The sequence below is a fragment of the Xenorhabdus miraniensis genome, assembly GCF_002632615.1.
In genome coordinates, this window is record NZ_NITZ01000018.1 from 35,657 (window position 1) to 54,787 (window position 19,131).

Below are 19,131 nucleotides of genomic sequence, written 5' to 3' on the forward strand. Positions count from 1 at the left end.
AATTTATGTCGCTGGTGCGGGTGTTGCCCGAGGTTATCTGAACCGCCCTGAACTCACTGCCGAACGCTTCTTAACCAATCCGTTCTCTTCCGATCCGGATGCGCGCATGTATAAAACAGGCGATCTCGGACGCTGGCTGCCTGACGGCAATCTCGAATATATCGGTCGCAATGATTTTCAGATCAAACTGCGTGGCTTCCGCATTGAACTCGGCGAAATTGAAACTCAGCTTGCTCAGTGCCGTGGCGTGCAAAAAGCGGTGGTTCTCGCTCGTGAAGATACTTTTTATGAACAAACAGGTAATGAACAAGCAGGTGATAAACAAACGGGAGGACAAAAACGCTTGGTTGCCTATGTACAGCCCCAGACAGGGGTTGAACTGGTTCCCGCTGAACTGCGCCAGCAGCTTGCCCAACATCTCGCTGAGTACATGCTGCCCAGTGCTTTTATAACACTTGACGCTTTCCCTCTGACCCCTAACGGTAAAACCGATCGTGATGCTCTTCCCGCTCCCGATGCGTCCGCTTTCATAGTACGCAATTATGAATCTCCGATGGGTGAAACAGAAACCGCTCTGGCGCAGATCTGGCAACATTTATTGGGGCTTGAACAGGTTGGCCGCTATGATCATTTCTTTGAACTCGGCGGTCATTCATTAATGATCGTCGGTCTGATCGAGGAATTACGTCACCTTGGCTGGCAGCTCGACGTCCGTAATGTGTTTGCCACGCCTGTCCTCGCTGATATGGCACTGACTATCCAGCGTGACGCTGACACTTTTATCGTACCACCTAACCGCATTCCAGAGGGTTGTACTGCAATTGTTCCTGACATGTTGCCACTGGTTGCGCTGTCTCAATCCCAGATTGATGCCATCATCGAAACCATTCCCGGCGGAGCTGGTAATGTGCAGGATATTTATCCGTTGGCACCGTTGCAGGAAGGTATTCTGTTTCACTATTTGATGCAGGCACAAGGCGATACTTATTTGTTACAAAGCTTACTGGCTTTCGATAGTCGTGAACGCCTTGATGCCTTTTTAGCCGCCTTGCAGCAGGTTATCAACCGCCACGACATTCTGCGCACCGCTGTTTACTGGCAAGGACTGGCACAGCCCGTTCAGGCGGTCTGGCGTCAGGCGCCGCTGGACATTGAGGTCTTTATGCCTGCCACAGAGCACGATGTTCCTGCACAGTTACGGGCTCACACCGATCCACGCCGGCATCGTATTAATCTGAACCGGGCACCCCTGTTTGCGGCTGATATTGCTTATGACTCAGTGCCGGATGAATGGTTGTTGGCCTTGCGTTTTCATCATCTGGTCAGCGACCACATGACACTGGAGTTAATTTTTGCTGAAATTGCGCTCATATTGCAGGGGCATACAGATACGTTGCCCACAGCGTTACCCTATCGCAATTTTATTGCCCAGATCCTGAATGAATCAGCGACAGAACATGAAGCTTATTTCCGCGCACAGCTTGCCGATATTGACGCGCCAACGGCACCATTTGGTGTGATCTCAATACCGAACAATCAGGCACTGAGCAACGAGATAACGGACGACGAATCTATTACCGAAGCGCATCTTCCTCTCGATCCGAGATTGGCGGAATCCATTCGCGCTCAGGCCCGGCGCCTGAAAGTCAGCCCGAGTATCCTGTTCCATGTTGCCTGGGCACAGGTGCTGGCACAAACCAGCGGGCGTGATGATGTCGTTTTTGGCTCCGTGTTGCTTGGGCGTTTACAAGGTGGCGCAGGGGCCAACCAAATACTGGGCATGTTTATCAATACCTTGCCAATACGCGTTTCCCTTGCTGGCCGCAATGTACAGACCGTCGTACAAAATACCTATCATGATTTGATGGCACTACTGGAACATGAACAGGCACCATTGACACTGGCACAAAGTTGTAGTGGCGTAGAGCAACCCATGCCGTTGTTCAGTACCCTGCTCAATTACCGTCATTCTCAAATCAACGAAGAAAATGCGGTTAACACGACTTGGTCAGGTATGCGCGTCATTGCAACCAAGGAACGAACCAACTACCCGATTACCCTGTCGGTGGATGATTTGGGTGTTGGTTTTCATTTAAGCACCCAAACGGTAGCCAGTATCGATCCGACCCGTGTCACCCATTATCTGCTGACCGCGATAAGGGGTCTGGTTGATGCTTTGATTCATGACCCGCAACAATCGATTCTGAATGTCCCGATCCTGCCAGAGACAGAACGGCAACAATTGCTGGCAGACTTCAACGCCACTCAGAGAGACTTCCCGCAAGATGCACTTATCCACTCGCTTTTTGAGGCTCAGGTATTACAGCGCCCCCATGCCACGGCGGTGGTCTGCGAAGGCCGGACACTCAGCTATGACGAACTGAACCAACGCGCCAATCGTCTGGCACATCATTTGATTGCATTGGGTGTACGTCCAGACGATCGCGTTGCGATCTGTGCCGAACGTAGCCCGCAACTTATTGTGGGTTTGCTCGCCATCCTTAAGGCAGGTGGGGCTTATATACCGCTCGATCCGACTTTTCCGGCCGAACGGCTGGCCTATATCTTTGAGGATGTGGCTCCCATCGCCTTACTGACCCAAACCGCATGGGTTGACAAACTGACCCGTCCTTTACCGACGATCCTGCTGGATAATGTACTCAGTGATGAATTTGATAACCCCGAAACTCAGCCAATTCACAACCCGGATATTCAGGCACAAGGGCTGACATCACGCCATTTGGCCTACGTGATTTACACATCAGGCTCCACCGGATTGCCTAAAGGCGTGATGGTCGAACACCGCAATGTGCTTCGCCTCATCATCAACAATGGTTTTGCTGATATTGGCCCTGACGACTGTGTTTCCCATAGTGCCAATATTGCTTTTGACGCATCAACCTGGGAAATCTGGTCTGCCCTGCTCAATGGCGCACGTCTGCATATTATCCCCCAGTCCGTGCTGCTCGATCCGGTACGTTTCTGTGATTCCCTGATCAAAGAACAAGTTACTGCGCTCTGGTTGACGACGGGCTTGTTTGATGAGTACCTTGATGTGCTCAAGCCCCTGTTCGGACAATTGCGTTACCTGCTTGTCGGCGGTGATGTACTCGCTCCCAAAAAGATACAACATGTGCAACAACATGTGCAATTGGCTGAATCACAGCCCGCCTGTTTGATTAATGCGTATGGCCCAACAGAAACCACTACGTTTGCCACAGTCTATGCGATTCCGTCACTCATTGATGTTACCCGCTCGATACCCATCGGCCGGCCTATTTCCAATACCCAGATTTATATTCTCGACAAACATGGTCAGCCCGTTCCCCTTGGTGTGACGGGTGAAATTCATATCGCCGGCATGGGGGTTGCCCGTGGTTATCTGAACCGCCCTGAACTGACTGCGGAGCGTTTCCTGATCGATCCGTTCTCTTCAGAGCCAGATGCCCGCATGTATAAAACGGGTGACCTCGGACGCTGGCTTCCTGACGGTAACATCGAATATATCGGCCGCAATGATTTTCAGGTCAAACTGCGTGGTTTCCGGATTGAACCGGGTGAAATTGAAACTCAGCTCAGACAATGTCCCGGCGTGCTCGACGCGGTGGTTTTGATGCGTGAAGTGACTTTGATGCGTGAAATGATTTTGATGCGTGAAGATGAAGCGAACCAGAAACGCTTAATTGCTTATGTGAAGCCTCAGGATGGCGTTGAACTGGTTCCGGCTGAACTGCGTCAACAACTCGCCTCGCACCTCGCAGACTATATGCTCCCCAGTGCTTTTGTAACACTCGACGCTTTTCCGCTGACACCCAATGGCAAATTTGACCGTCAGGCGTTTCCTCTCCCCGATTTATCTGCCATCGCAACCCACGCGTATGAAGCGCCGAACGAGGAGGAAGAGACTATTCTGGCTCAGATTTGGCAAGACTTGCTGGGATTGGAACGCGTGGGACGCCACGATAACTTTTTTGAACTCGGTGGTCACTCACTGATGATCGTGCAACTGGCAACACGCATACAAGACGCATTTCTGGTTGATATCCCCATTTCTTCGTTATTTCTTTCCCCCAAATTGGCGGAACAGGCTGAAGTTATCTTTACAGCTCAAATGGATGCTATAGGGAAAAACGATATTGAATCACTCCAGAACACGCTGGATTTAATGTCAACAGAAGAACTGATGGCGGTGTTAGGTGGAGACAGTAACCAATGATAAGGACTAACATGAATCTCGATAATCTGAAACGTGCCGTTTTAAAAAAGAAAATTAAAGAACAATTACAAACTCAGAAGTATCAGAAACGGCCACCAATCAGGCAAGCTGCCCGTGATCTTCCTTTGCCATTGTCCTTCGCCCAACAGCGTCTGTGGTTCCTTAACCAACTCGATCCGGCCACGGGTCTGGCCTATCATATCCCTGTTGCGTTACGTCTGACGGGGCAACTTCATCATTATGCCCTGTCTGACGCGCTCAACCGTTTGATTGCCCGCCACGAAATTCTCCGTACCCGTTTTATGCTTATCGGGGGGCAGCCCTGCCAACACATTGATCCTGCCGGTGTCGGCTTTGCGCTATCTTATCAAGACCTGCGCTCATTGGATTCAGAAACACAGACTCATCGCCTTGCCGAACTGACTGCTTTTGAAGCACAGAGATCTTTCGACCTGACTCAGGGCCCGCTGATCCGCGGGCATTTGCTGCAACTGGCGGATGAAGAACATGTATTACTGATCACGCAGCATCATATTATTTCTGATGGCTGGTCTATTGGTGTGCTGGTGCACGAATTGGGGGGTCTCTATCGTGCGGCTCTCGACAATCAGGATGACCCGTTTCCCCCCCTGCCCATTCAGTATGCCGACTATGCCGTCTGGCAACGTGACTGGCTACAAGGCGATGTCCTTGCTCAACAACGTGATTTCTGGTGTGCGCAACTCAAAGGTGCCCCCGCTTTGTTGGATCTGCCGGCTGACCGGCCACGTCCGGCCATACAGACTTATACCGCGGGCCAAGTCCCTGTTCAGTTTGATACCCCCTTGCTGGAATCACTTAAATCATTCGGGCAGCGCCATCACACGACCTTGTTTATGACCATACTGGCGGCCTGGAGCATCGTACTTGCCCGGCTCAGCGGTCAGGACGATCTTGTTATTGGTACACCGGTCGCTAACCGCCCGAATCACGAACTTGAAGGATTGATTGGTTTCTTTGTCAATACGCTGGCCCTGCGTATCACATTGAATGATACCGCCAGTGTTGCCGACTTACTTACGCAAGTCCGCGAGCGGGCACTTGCCGCTTATGCCCATCAGGATTTGCCCTTCGAGCAAGTGGTGGAAGCATTGCAACCCGAACGTAGCCTCAGCCACAGCCCGGTTTTTCAGGTTATGCTGGCCTTAAACAACACGCCCGCCAAAGCATTAACGCTATCCGGCCTGCAACTCGCGCCCGCAGAACAGATACGTTACAGTACCCACTTTGATTTGACGTTATCGCTGACCGAAACTGAGGTTGGCTTGCTCGGTGAGCTGGAATACGCCGTTGATTTATTCGATTCTGCCACTGTTGAACGCATGGTCGGCTATTTGAAACAAGTGCTGATCGCAATGACAACGGATGCAACACAAACCATTGCTCACCTGCCGCTGCTGCCGGCTTCGGAACGACAACAACTGCTGGCAGAGTTCAACAACACTCAGGCAGATTTCCCACAGGATGCCCTGATTCATCAACTCGTTGAGGCACAAGCTGCGCTTACGCCCAATGCCACCGCTGTAGTATGCAAAGAGCAGTCACTCAGTTATGCCGAACTGAATCAGCGTGCCAATCATCTGGCTCATCATTTGATTGCTCAAGGTGTGCGCCCGGATGATCGGGTAGCGATTTGTGCCGAACGTAATCTGGAAATGGTGGTGGGCTTACTGGCTATTCTCAAGTCTGGTGGTGCCTATGTCCCCCTTGATCCCGCTTATCCGGCTGAACGACTGGCGTATATGCTTGAAGATGCGGCTCCGGTGGTGATACTGACGCAAACAACACTCTCGGACAAACTAACCAGCCCCGTATCCACGGTATTTATCGATAACCAAGAACCGTTCATTCAGGGGCAATCGGCAGACAATCCAAATCCTCAAACATTGGGACTGACATCGCATCACTTGGCCTATGTGATCTACACCTCTGGCTCCACCGGACAACCAAAAGGGGTCGCCATTGCTCACCGCAATACAGTGAATTTCCTGACCTGGGCACAACAAACGTTCAGTCCTGAAGAGTTGGCTGATACCCTTTTTGCTACGTCACTTAATTTTGATCTGGCGGTATATGAATGCCTTGCGCCCCTCATTTCTGGTGGCACGGTTCATATTGTTTCCGATGCACTGTCATTAATCACCACAGAGCTGACGGCAACAAAGCTATTCATTACAAAACCATCCATTACAAAATCATCCATTACAGAGCCATCCATTACAAAACCATCAATCAGCCTAATCAACACAGTGCCGTCAGCTATTGCACATTTGATCGATGCCAATGCGATCCCTGCTGTAACCAAAACCATCAATTTGGCGGGAGAAGCCCTGAAACCGCATATTGTTGAGCATTTGTTTGCCCGTTCTTCTGTACAGAACGTGTGCAATCTGTATGGCCCCTCAGAGACAACAACTTATTCAACATGGACACGTATGAATCGGGCAATCGGTTTTGTCTCTCATATCGGGCGTCCAATCGCTAATACCCGAATCTATATCCTCGACACTTATGGTCAGCCCGTTCCTCTTGGCGTGACCGGTGAAATTCATATCGCGGGTGCAGGTGTCGCCCGGGGTTACTTAAATCGTCCTGAACTGACCGCTGAACGCTTCCTCATTGATCCGTTCTCCTCTGACCCGGACGCACGCATGTACAAAACCGGCGATCTCGGACGCTGGCTGGCTGATGGCAATATTGAATATCTGGGGCGTAATGATTTTCAGGTTAAATTACGGGGTTTCCGAATTGAATTGGGTGAAATCGAAGCACAGCTAATGCAGTGCCATGGTGTACGCGAAGCCGTCGTTGTTGCCCGCGAAGATATCTCTGCTGAAAAAACAGTCGGTCAGAAGCGATTGGTTGCTTACCTGCTGGCTCAGGATGGTGTTGAATTGGTTCCTGCGGAATTACGCCGGCAACTTACTCAGCATCTTGCTGAGTATATGCTGCCCAGTGCTTTTATGGTTCTCGAGGTTTTCCCATTAACCCCTAACGGCAAACTCGATCGTCAGGCACTTCCTGCACCTGATTTATCTGCCGTGGTGGCACGTGGCTATGAAGCGCCGACCGGAGAACTAGAAATTGCGTTGGCCCAGATCTGGCAAAATTTGCTGGAACTGGCGCAAGTCGGTCGTCATGACCATTTCTTCGAACTCGGTGGTCACTCGCTGTTGATCGTCAGCCTGATTGAACAACTGCACAACCTCGGCTGGCGGCTTGACGTGCGCAGTGTATTCGCCACACCTGTCCTGAGTGAACTGGCGCAGACCATTCTGGCATATCAGAACAATACTTGCGCTTTTGTGGTGCCAGCCAACCTTATCCGCGAAGACAGCACCACTATTACGCCTGATATGTTGCCGCTGGTTTCGCTGTCTCAAGCTGAAATCAATGCCATTATTGAAACTATCCCCGGCGGGGTAAGTAATATACAGGACATCTATCCGCTGGCCCCGTTGCAGGAAGGAATTTTGTTCCATCACTTATTACAGACACAAGGTGATGATTATCTGCTGCAAAGCCTGCTGGCCTTTGATACCCGTGAGCGTCTCGATGCCTTTTTAGGCGCGTTGCAACAAATCATTGACCGCCATGATATTCTGCGCACTTCTGCTTATTGGCAAGAGCTGGCCCAACCTGTTCAGGTGGTCTGGCGCCATGCTCCGTTGTGTATCAATGTCTTTACTCCGATTACAGCGGACGACGTTCCGTCGCAATTATCTGCTCATACCGATCCTCGCAGGAATCGTCTTGATCTGAGCCGTGCCCCACTGTTTGCTGTGGACATTGCCTACGAGCCGGTACAGGGTGAATGGCTGTTGTCCTTACGTTTTCACCATCTGGTCAGCGACCATGTGACATTGGAGTTGATCTTCGCTGAAATTGCGCAGGTGTTGCAGGGGCATACCGAAATGCTGCCCGCGGCACTGCCTTACCGCAACTTTATCGCCCAAACTTTAAGTGTGCCAACCACGCTGCATGAAGACTATTTCCGCACCCAACTTGCCGATGTTGTTGAGCCGACCGCTCCATTCGGGATACTCAAAGTACACAGTGATAGCAGCAGCATCAACGAATCCCGCCTCCCACTCGATCCCGCTTTGGCGAAGAATATTCGCGCGCAGGCCCGTCGTTTGGGTGTCAGCCCCAGCGTACTGTTCCATGTCGCCTGGGCACAGGTGTTGGCACATACCAGCGGTCACGACGATGTGGTCTTTGGTTCGGTATTATTGGGCCGCCTACAGGGAATTTCAGGGGTTAAACGAACACTGGGTATGTTCATCAATACCCTGCCGATGCGGATTTCCCTGACAGGACGCAGTGTGCGGGAAGTCATACGGGCCACCTACCGCAATCTGACAACATTACTGGAACATGAGCAGGCACCGTTGGCGCTGGCACAACGATGCAGTGGCGTGGCGCAACCCATGCCGCTGTTCAGTGCCTTGCTGAACTATCGTCACAGTCAGGCCGGTGAGACTGCAACCGCTGACACGATGTGGACTGGGATGCGTATTCTGGCTGCTGAGGAACGAACCAACTATCCCATCACCCTGTCAGTGGATGATCTGGGATTGGGTTTCCATCTGATGGCTCAGACTGTGCCCGGAATCGATCCTGCCCGCGTGACGCAATATCTCATCACTGCCATCAGTGGACTGATTGATGCCTTAGCCCATGATCCGCAACAACCCATTCTGCAAGTACCGATTTTGCCGGCTTCGGAGCAACAACAACTGTTGGTGGATTTCAACGCTACCCAGACAAACTTCCCACAAGAGGTTTTAATTCATCAATTATTTGAAATTGAAGCAGCACGTCATCCCACTGAGATTGCAATGGTATGCGGAGAACAATTACTCAGCTATGAAGCGCTGAATCGCCGTGCCAACCGTTTAGCACATCATTTAATTGCGCTGGGTGTAAGGCCGGACGATCGGGTAGCGATATGTGTTGAACGCAGTCTGGAGATGGTGGTGGGACTGCTTGGTATTCTCAAGGCTGGCGGTGCCTATGTGCCGCTTGATCCGGCTTATCCAACTGAACGGCTGGCTTATATGCTTGAGGATTCCGCACCAGTGGTGGTGCTGACCCAACAAGCAATTCAACAAACGGTGTGTTTGAACACATTTATTGGCTCTGAGTCTACAGGTTCTATACCCATCGTCATGCTCGATACCCAAGAACCGTTTATGGAAATACAGCCGGAACATAACCCGGAAGTGCCGGATCTGACAGCTCACCATCTGGCCTATGTTGTTTACACTTCGGGTTCAACAGGCATCCCCAAAGGTGTGATGAGTAGCCACCGGGCTTTGGGTAACCGATTGTTGTGGTTCGTACGCGATATCGCAACCGCCTCATTGATCGCAGCGCTGAAAACCAGCATCAGTTTTGTCGATTCGATCACAGAAACACTGGGGACATTGCTGGCTGGCGGTAAGCTGGTGGTTTTCAACAACCATGAAGTGAAAGATCCTGTTCGTTTCTGTGAAGGTTTGCAACGCTTTAATGTTAACCTTTTGGTGGTCGTACCTTCACTATTGAAACTCTTGATACAGAATCGTAATGATAATGGTCATTACCTGAAATCAATCAGGACATTGATTTGCAGCGGAGAACGGCTTTCCCCTGAACTGGCGCGGCAGGTAGTGGCAGAATACCCTTGGCTTCGGTTGCTGAATTTTTATGGTTCGTCTGAAATTAATGGTGATGCTACGTGGTATGAATACAGCGCTACGCCCGGCATACCCGAAGCTTCGGTGATTGGCCGCCCCATCGCCAATACCCAAAGCTATATTCTCGATACTCACGGTCAGCTTGTTCCTTTTGGCGTGACCGGTGAAATCTATATTGCTGGTGCAGGGGTTGCCCGTGGCTACCTGAATCGCCCTGAACTGACCGCTGAACGTTTCTTTAACGATCCTTTCTCTGCAAACCCGGATGCCCGCATGTACAAAACCGGCGATCTCGGCCGTTGGCTGCCTGATGGCAATATCGAGTATCTTGGCCGCAATGATTTTCAGGTCAAGCTGCGCGGCTTCCGAATTGAATTGGGTGAAATCGAGGCCCAACTGATGCGGTGTCACGGAGTACGTGAAGCCGTCGTTGTTGTCCGCGAAGAAATGGTTGTCCACGAAGAAATGATTGTCCGCGAAGGTGAACCGAATTCGCAGCGGCTGGTTGCCTATCTGCGTCCACAGGATGGCGTTGAACTGATCCCCGCAGAACTGCGTCAGCAACTTGCCCTGCACCTCGCTGAATATATGCTGCCCAGTGCTTTTATGATACTTGACGCTTTCCCATTAACGCCCAATGGTAAACTTGATCGTAAGGCACTCCCTGAACCGGATTCATCTGCCGTGGTAACACGCAGTTATGCAGCGCCGGTCGGTGAAACCGAAACCACTTTAGCGCAAATCTGGCAAGACTTATTGGGACTGGAGCACATTGGCCGCCATGACCATTTCTTCGAACTCGGAGGCCATTCCCTGCTGGCCGTCCAGCTCGTTGCGCGCATTCGTCAGACGTTGGCACGAGAGTTGCCATTACAGAAGATCTTTGCCCAACCGATTTTGCTGGCGTTGGCTCACGCAATTACTGAGGCTGCCACAACCACTCAAGCCATGATTCCCGTAGCTGATCGCAGCCAGCCGCTGCCTCTGTCATTTGCCCAACAGCGTTTGTGGTTTCTGGGACAACTCGATCCGGCAGCCAGTCTGGCCTATCACATCCCTGCGGCACTGCGCCTTACCGGTTCGCTTGATCGTCATGCTTTGACTACTGCCCTTGATCGTCTGATTGCCCGTCATGAAGACTTACGTACTCGTTTTGTGTCGGTTGAAGGGCAACCCTGCCAACACATCGATCCTGCCGATATCGGCTTTGCCCTGTCCTGCCATGACCTGCGCCAGATTGATCCCGATTTGCACGCCAGCCGTGTCGCTGAACTTGTCGATATTGAAGCCAGAACCCCCTTCGATTTTGCTCAGGGTCCGCTGATTCGCGGTCAACTGCTGCAACTGACAGATGAGGAGCATGTATTATTGCTCACCCTGCATCACATTATCACTGACGGCTGGTCTATTGGTGTATTGGTGCGCGAACTGGGGGCTTTCTACCGCGCGGCCCTTGACGGTCATGATGACCCCTTACCACCGCTGCCCATTCAATACGCCGATTATGCCGTCTGGCAACGTGGCTGGCGGCAAGAAGCCACACTGACAGCACAACGCAATTTCTGGTGTACTCAGCTTGAGGGTGCGCCAGCTTTACTGGCACTACCAACTGATCGTCCACGTCCATCGGTACAAACTTATGTTGGCGGCCAGGTTCCCTTTCATCTCGATGCCACCTTATTGGCATCACTTAAAAAACTGGGACAGCGTCATAACGCCACCTTGTTTATGACTGTGTTGAGCGCATGGAGCATCGTACTTGCCCGACTCAGTGGTCAGGATGACATTGTGATTGGCACACCCGTTGCCAACCGTCCACATAATGAACTTGAAGGATTGATTGGGTTCTTTGTCAATACGCTGGCCTTGCGTGTCAGGTTCAATAATGAACTCAGCGTTACTGACTTGCTTGCACTGGTTCGGGAACAGGCACTCGCGGCCTACGCCCATCAGGATCTGCCTTTCGAGCAGGTAGTGGAAACATTACAACCTGAGCGCAGCCTCAGTTACAGCCCAATCTTCCAAGTGATGCTGACTTTAAATAACACGCCAGCCCAGAAGCTGGTATTACCCGGTTTACAGCTTGCATCCATTGAGCAGGCACATCATGGCGCCTATTTTGATTTAACGTTATCACTGACCGAAACTGAGTCTGGTTTGGTTGGTGTTCTGGCTTATGCTGCTGACCTGTTCGATTTCACAACCGCCGAACGTATGACTGGCTATCTGACAAATATACTGGCTGCAATGGCTTCCGATGAGACGAAGGCGATTGCGGCTCTGCCGATGCTGCCGGAATCGGAAAAACAACAATTGTTGGTGAATTTCAATGCCACGCAGACCGACAGACCGCAAAACACCTTAGTTCACTCACTGTTTGAAACTCAGGCCGCCCAGCAGCCTGATGCGACAGCCGTGATGTTTGATGATCAAACTATAAGCTATGGCGAACTCAACCGCCGCGCTAACCGTTTGGCGCATTACCTGATTGCGCTGGGTGTTCGCCCGGATGAGCGGGTGGCGATTTGCGTTGAACGCAGTCTGGAAATGGTGGTGGGGTTACTCGCCATCCTTAAGGCCGGTGGTGCTTATGTCCCGCTCGACCCCGCCTACCCGACCGAACGGCTGGCGTATATGCTCAGGGATTCAGCACCGGTAGCTTTACTTACCCAGACAACGCTTGCTGAGACATTGAACCATGCCGTGCCTGCCGCCGGATACACTACCGTGCTACTTGATATTCCCCAAGTCTGTCTGTCCGAACAGCCAACCCATAACCCGGACACACAGGCATTGGGGCTGGCATCACACCACTTGGCCTATGTGATCTACACATCCGGCTCAACCGGATTACCCAAAGGGGTAAAAATGCCGCTGGCGGCCTTGTCAAACTTGCTGCAATGGCACCGTCAAGCCCCTTCACATCCCGCGGGAACCGGCAAAACCCTGCAATTCGCCGCACTGGGATTTGATGTCGCTTTTCAGGAAATCTTTACGACCCTGTGTGAAGGCGGTTGCCTGATCCTGATTAATGAAGCCATGCGGCGGGAACCTCAACAGCTCCTCCGGTTGATTCAGCAAAAACGAATTGATCGTATTTTCCTCCCCTACATCGCCCTCCAGCATCTTGCGGAAGCGGCCAATCACAGTGAGGGAGATTTTGATAATCTGACGCATATTATTACCGCCGGTGAGCAATTACGCATTACACCCGCTATTCAGCGTTTCCTGCAACGGGCTGGCAACTGCCAGTTACACAATCACTATGGCCCAACGGAAAGCCATGTTGCGACCTCCTATGTATTAGACAGGGAGAGTGATCACTGGCCAACGTTGCCCCCCATCGGTCGCCCGATAGCCAACGCACAAATCTATATTCTTGACCAATATGGTCAGCCTGTGCCCCTTGGCGTCACAGGGGAAATCCATATCGCGGGCGCGGGGGTTGCCCGTGGTTATCTGAACCGCCCTGAACTCACTGCCGATCGTTTCCTTTCCGATCCGTTCTCCGCGAATCCCGGTGCCCGCATGTACAAAACCGGTGACCTCGGCCGCTGGCTGGCTGATGGCAATATTGAATACCTCGGCCGCAATGACTTTCAGATCAAGATACGCGGTTTCCGTATTGAATTGGGTGAAATTGAGGCCCAACTGATGCGGTGTCACGGGGTGCGTAATGCGGTTGTTCTTGCCCGCGAAGATGAGCCAAATCAGAAACGTCTGGTCGCTTATCTGCGCCCACAGGAGGGTGTTGAACTGGTTCCCGCTGAACTGCGTCAGCAACTTGCCCTGCACCTCGCTGAATATATGCTGCCCAGTGCTTTTATGATGCTTGACGCTTTCCCATTGACGCCCAATGGAAAACTTGACCGTAAAGCGCTTCCTGCCCCGGATTCATCTGCCGTGGTGACGCGCGGTTATGCAGCACCCGTCGGTGAAACAGAAACCGTTCTTGCGCAGATCTGGCAAGCGTTGCTGGGGCTGGAACGGGTTGGACGCCATGACCACTTCTTTGAACTCGGTGGTCATTCCCTGCTGGCCGTTCAGCTCGTTGCACGTATACGTCAGGCGCTGGCCCGGGAGTTGCCGTTGCAACAACTCTTTGCCCAACCTGTCCTGATGGATTTGGCCCAGACCATTACTGACGCGGCTGCAACCACTCAGGCCATTATCCCTGTTGCTGACCGGAACCAACCATTGCCTTTATCTTTTGCCCAACAGCGTTTGTGGTTTCTGGGACAACTCGATCCGGCGGCGAGTCTGGCTTACCATCTTCCTTCGGCACTGCGCCTTACCGGTTTGCTCAATCGTCAGGCGTTGACCATGGCATTTGATCGTCTGGTTGCCCGCCATGAGAGCTTACGGACTCGTTTTGTTCTGGTGGAAGGTCAACCCTGCCAGCATATCGATCCCGCTGATACCGGTTTTGCCCTGTCCTGCCATGACCTGCGTCAGCTCGATCCGGCCCTGCATACCCGCCGTGTGACCGAACTCGCCGACCTTGAGGCACGAACTCCCTTCGATTTTACGCAGGGCCCGCTTATTCGCGGTCAACTGCTGCAACTGGCAGATAAAGAACACGTATTACTGCTTACCCTGCATCACATTATCACTGACGGCTGGTCTATTGGTGTATTAGTGCGCGAACTGGGTATCTTCTACCGTGCTGCCCTGTATAACCACGATGATCCTTTACCACCATTGTCCATTCAATATGCTGACTATGCCGTCTGGCAGCATGAGCAATTGCAGGGAACCGCCCTCACTGAACAGCGTGATTTCTGGTGTGCTCAACTGGAGGGCGCACCCGCTTTACTGGCACTGCCGACTGATCGCCCACGTCCATCGGTACAAACTTATGTTGGCGATCAGGTTTCCTTCCATCTTGATGCCACCTTATTGGCATCACTTAAGGGACTGGGACAGCGCCATAATGCCACCTTGTTTATGACTGTGCTGAGCGCATGGAGCATCGTGCTTGCCCGACTCAGTGGTCAGGATGATATTGTGATTGGTACGCCGGTTGCTAATCGCCCACACCATGAACTTGAAGGAATAATGGGTTTCTTTGTCAACACACTGGCCTTGCGCATCAAATTCCATGATGGCCTCAGCGTGGCTGATCTGCTTGCACAGGTCCGGGAGCAGGCGCTCGCAGCCTATGCCCATCAGGATCTGCCTTTCGAGCAGGTGGTGGAAGCACTACAGCCTGAGCGTAGCCTCAGTTACAGCCCAATCTTTCAGGTGATGCTGGCCTTAAATAACACGCCGGCTCAAGAACTGGCTTTACCGGAACTACAATTCACACCATTTGAACAGATGCACCATAGCACCCACTTTGATTTGACATTATCATTAGCCGAAACTGAGGCTGGTTTGGCTGGTGCGCTGGCTTATGCGGCTGATTTGTTCGACTCCACTACCGTTGAGCGTATGGTTGATTATCTGACAAATATACTGGCAGCGATGGCGGCGGATGAAACGCAATCCATTGCTACGCTACCAATACTACCGAAATCAGAACAGCAACAATTGTTGGTGGACTTCAACGCCACTCAGACGTATTTTCCGCAAGATGCCCTGATCCACCAGCTGTTTGAGGCTCAGGCAGCACAACGCCCTGACGCTATTGCAGTGATATTTGACGATCAAATCATTAGCTATGGCGAACTTAACCGGCGTGCCAATCGTCTGGCCCATCATCTGATTGCGTCGGGTGTGTGCCCGGATGATCGGGTCGCCATTTGTCTCGAACGCAGCCCAGAAATGATTGTGGGTTTACTCGGCATCCTCAAAGCGGGCGGTGCTTATGTCCCGCTTGATCCGGCCTATCCCACTGAACGGCTGGTATATATGCTCGAAGATGCTGCCCCCGTAGTATTACTGACTCAGACAGCACAGAGCGACAGACTGCATGACGCTGTGCCTACATTATTATTTGATATACAAGATATTTCTCTGGAAGCACAACCGGATCACAATCCGGAAGCCCGAAAATTGTGGCTGACCTCACGCCATCTGGCGTATGTGATCTACACATCCGGCTCGACAGGGCAACCCAAAGGGGTCATGGTTGAGCACCGCAGTGTCAATCGGCTGGTTATCAATAACGCTTTTGCGGATATCGGTGTGAATGACTGCGTTGCCCATTGCGCCAATATCGCTTTTGACGCATCGACCTGGGAAATTTGGTCAGCCCTGTTAAACGGTGGGCGTTTGCATGTGGTTTCACAATCCGTACTGCTTGATCCGGTGCGTTTTTGTGATTCACTCATCAAGGGGAAAGTGACCGCCCTATGGTTAACCGCGGGCTTATTCAACGAGTATCTCGATATGCTCACCCCTTTATTTGGGCAGTTACGCTACCTGCTTATCGGCGGCGATGTTCTCGATCCGAAGAAAATCCAACGTGTACAATTGGCTGAGTCACAACCCGCACATCTCATTAACGGATACGGCCCAACAGAAACCACAACGTTTGCTGCAACTTATACCATTGCATCACCCGTTAATGTTACCCGCTCTATTCCGATCGGACGTCCAATTGCCAATACCCAGATTTATATTCTTGATCCGTATGGTCAACCGGTTCCCCTTGGTGTCACAGGTGAAATCCATATTGCGGGTGCAGGGGTTGCCCGTGGTTACCTGAACTACCCTGAACTTACTCTCGAACGTTTCCTGACCGATCCATTTTCTTCAGATTCGGATGCACGCATGTATAAGACCGGCGATCTCGGCCGTTGGCTATCCGATGGTAATATCGAATATCTCGGCCGCAATGATTTTCAGGTCAAACTGCGTGGCTTCCGAATTGAACTCGGTGAAATAGAAACCCGGCTCGCACAATGTCACGGTGTGCGTGAAGCCGTGGTTATTGCCCGCGAAGATGCTTTTTATAAGAAAACAAGTTATAAGAAAACAAGTTATGAGAAAATAGATTATGAAAAAACAGGGGGGCAAAAACGATTGGTCGCTTATTTGCTGCCTCAAACAGGTATTGAATTAGTGCCGGCCGAACTGCGCCAGCAACTCACCCAACATCTCGCTGAGTACATGATACCCAGCGCCTTTGTCACGTTAGAGGCTTTCCCATTGACACCCAACGGTAAACTTGATCGTCAGGCGCTCCCTGCCCCTGATTCGTCCGCTATTGTAGTACGTGGTTATGCCGCTCCGATTGGTAAAACTGAGACAATTCTGGCTCAGATTTGGCAGGATTTATTGGGACTGGAACGAATCGGCCGTTATGATCATTTCTTTGAGCTCGGCGGTCACTCATTGCTCGCTGTACAACTATTGAATCGTATGCGCGAACAAGACATGGAAGTTCCGCTGACCGCCTTGTTCGCACACCCAACGTTGTGCTCACTGGCTCTGGCTGCCAGTGAACACCTTGCTGCTCTACCTGTATCTCCATTTGATGCGAATCCCGTACCATTAAGCCCGGCAGGTTCTTTGCTACCTCTATTTCTGGTGCATGAAACTTCCGGTGATCCTTTGGTTTATTCCCCACTGGCGGCCTTACTGCCACCCGAACTCCCCGTTTATGCGTTGCAAGCGCTTGGTATTCACACACTTGAGCACCCACCTGTATCGATTGAGGAACTGGCGGCCAGCCACATTCAGGCAATCCGTCGACTCCAACCACAAGGGCCTTATCGTCTGGCCGGATGGTCAATTGGTGGTTTGATTGCCTATGAAATAGCTCAGCAACTCACGAGTAACGGAGAGATGGTAGAGTTCCTCGGTATGATTGATTCTTATCATCATGTCAATAACGGTTCCTCTGAAGAGAGGAATGAACGGTCAATGATGACTGACCAGCCTGTAGATAAGGAAGCCAGACAAATTGAGTTCATCATTGACTCACTGCGTACTCACGAAATACATACTTACGAAAGAGTGAAAGACGAACAGGTATTGGAAGAGCTGCACAAACTCAACAACTTGGAGCAGGTGATTGATCACTGCATTGCACACCAATGGTTGCCGGCTAATATCACACGTGAGGATGTCCTCATTCGTTTATATACTGCTGAGCTGATTACGCAGCTTGGTCAAGATTATAGTGCGCCAAAATCATCCTTACCTATCCATCTCTATACAACAGATGAGTTAAACAACGGGGATATCTGGCGGGGTTGGCACGATATTGCCGGCCAAAATTCAGAACTCCACACGATCGGTGGGACGCATTTTTCAATTATGCACCCTCCCTTGCTCAATCAGATAGCGGATTCAATCACCGAACACGTGCGAGCGGTTCCTGCTTTCGATCCACGCGTTATCATTCAACTGGGATCTAAATCGGTATCGCCGCTATTCTGTATGCCCGGCGCGGGTGCCAGCCCTTCTAGTTTGCTCGAGCTGGCGCTGTCATTCCCACAGCCACTCCCGATATACGCTTTACAGGCACGCGGCTTTACCGTCGAGCATAATTATCCTTATACCAGCGTTGAAGGCGCTGCCCGTGCCTATATTCAGGTTATCCGTGAAACCCAACCCCACGGCCCTTATCACCTGCTGGGGCATTCTTTTGGTGGCTGGATCGCCTTTGAGATGGCTTTACAATTACAGGCTGAGGGGGAACAAGTCTCCGATCTCATTCTTATCGATACTGATGAGCCTGACCAGCAAGGCAGCGCCCGTAAGTCAACCAATTATATTGAAACGATAATGGAGTTGATTGATATCTACGATATGATATTAAACCAGCCCCTTCCGCTCACCAGACAAGATTTTGATCATCTGGCGCCGGATGAACAGATCCAATTTCTACACAGTGCCTTGGTAAAAGCGGGGCTCTTTCCGGCCAAAACGCCAATATCACTGCTACAGGGAGTCATCCGCGTTATGCAGGCTAACCTGAACACCCGCTATATCCCCCGTACACGTTATGAGGGACTTGTTCACCTGATCAGTGCAGAGAACGGGGATATTGATGAAAGAAAAACCCGCGAAACGCAGTGGAGCACTCACGTTGCTAAACTGAATACGATGCTTGCTCCCGGCAATCATATGACCATGTTGTCCACACCACAGGTTGAGCACTGGCTGACTCAGCTATGGCAGACATTGGATTACACAAATAACCCAAATTCTGCGTTTTTATTCGGAAAGAGAAAACCTCACTGATTTATTCAAACCGCCCTGAGTCAGGGCGGTTAAATGACGATTTACTCAGATTTGGTA

Annotated in this window: 2 protein-coding genes (1 of these 2 running past the window's edge); both read left to right on the plus strand. The window is 51.4% G+C overall.

All coding sequences use genetic code 11. The features are described from left to right. On the plus strand, positions 1-4,216 hold the 3' portion of the coding sequence (locus tag Xmir_RS15890) for a non-ribosomal peptide synthetase (RefSeq protein ID WP_099115162.1). Its footprint begins 2,660 nt before the window's first position; only the last 4,216 of its 6,876 coding nucleotides appear in the window; its start codon lies beyond the left edge, outside the window; it ends in the stop codon at positions 4,214-4,216. Further along, positions 4,213-19,074: a non-ribosomal peptide synthetase gene (locus Xmir_RS15895; protein WP_099115163.1), complete on the plus strand. Its 14,862-nt coding sequence runs from the start codon at positions 4,213-4,215 to the stop codon at positions 19,072-19,074. Before Xmir_RS15890 ends, Xmir_RS15895 begins: the two co-directional genes overlap by 4 nt. Positions 19,075-19,131 lie beyond the last annotated feature (57 nt).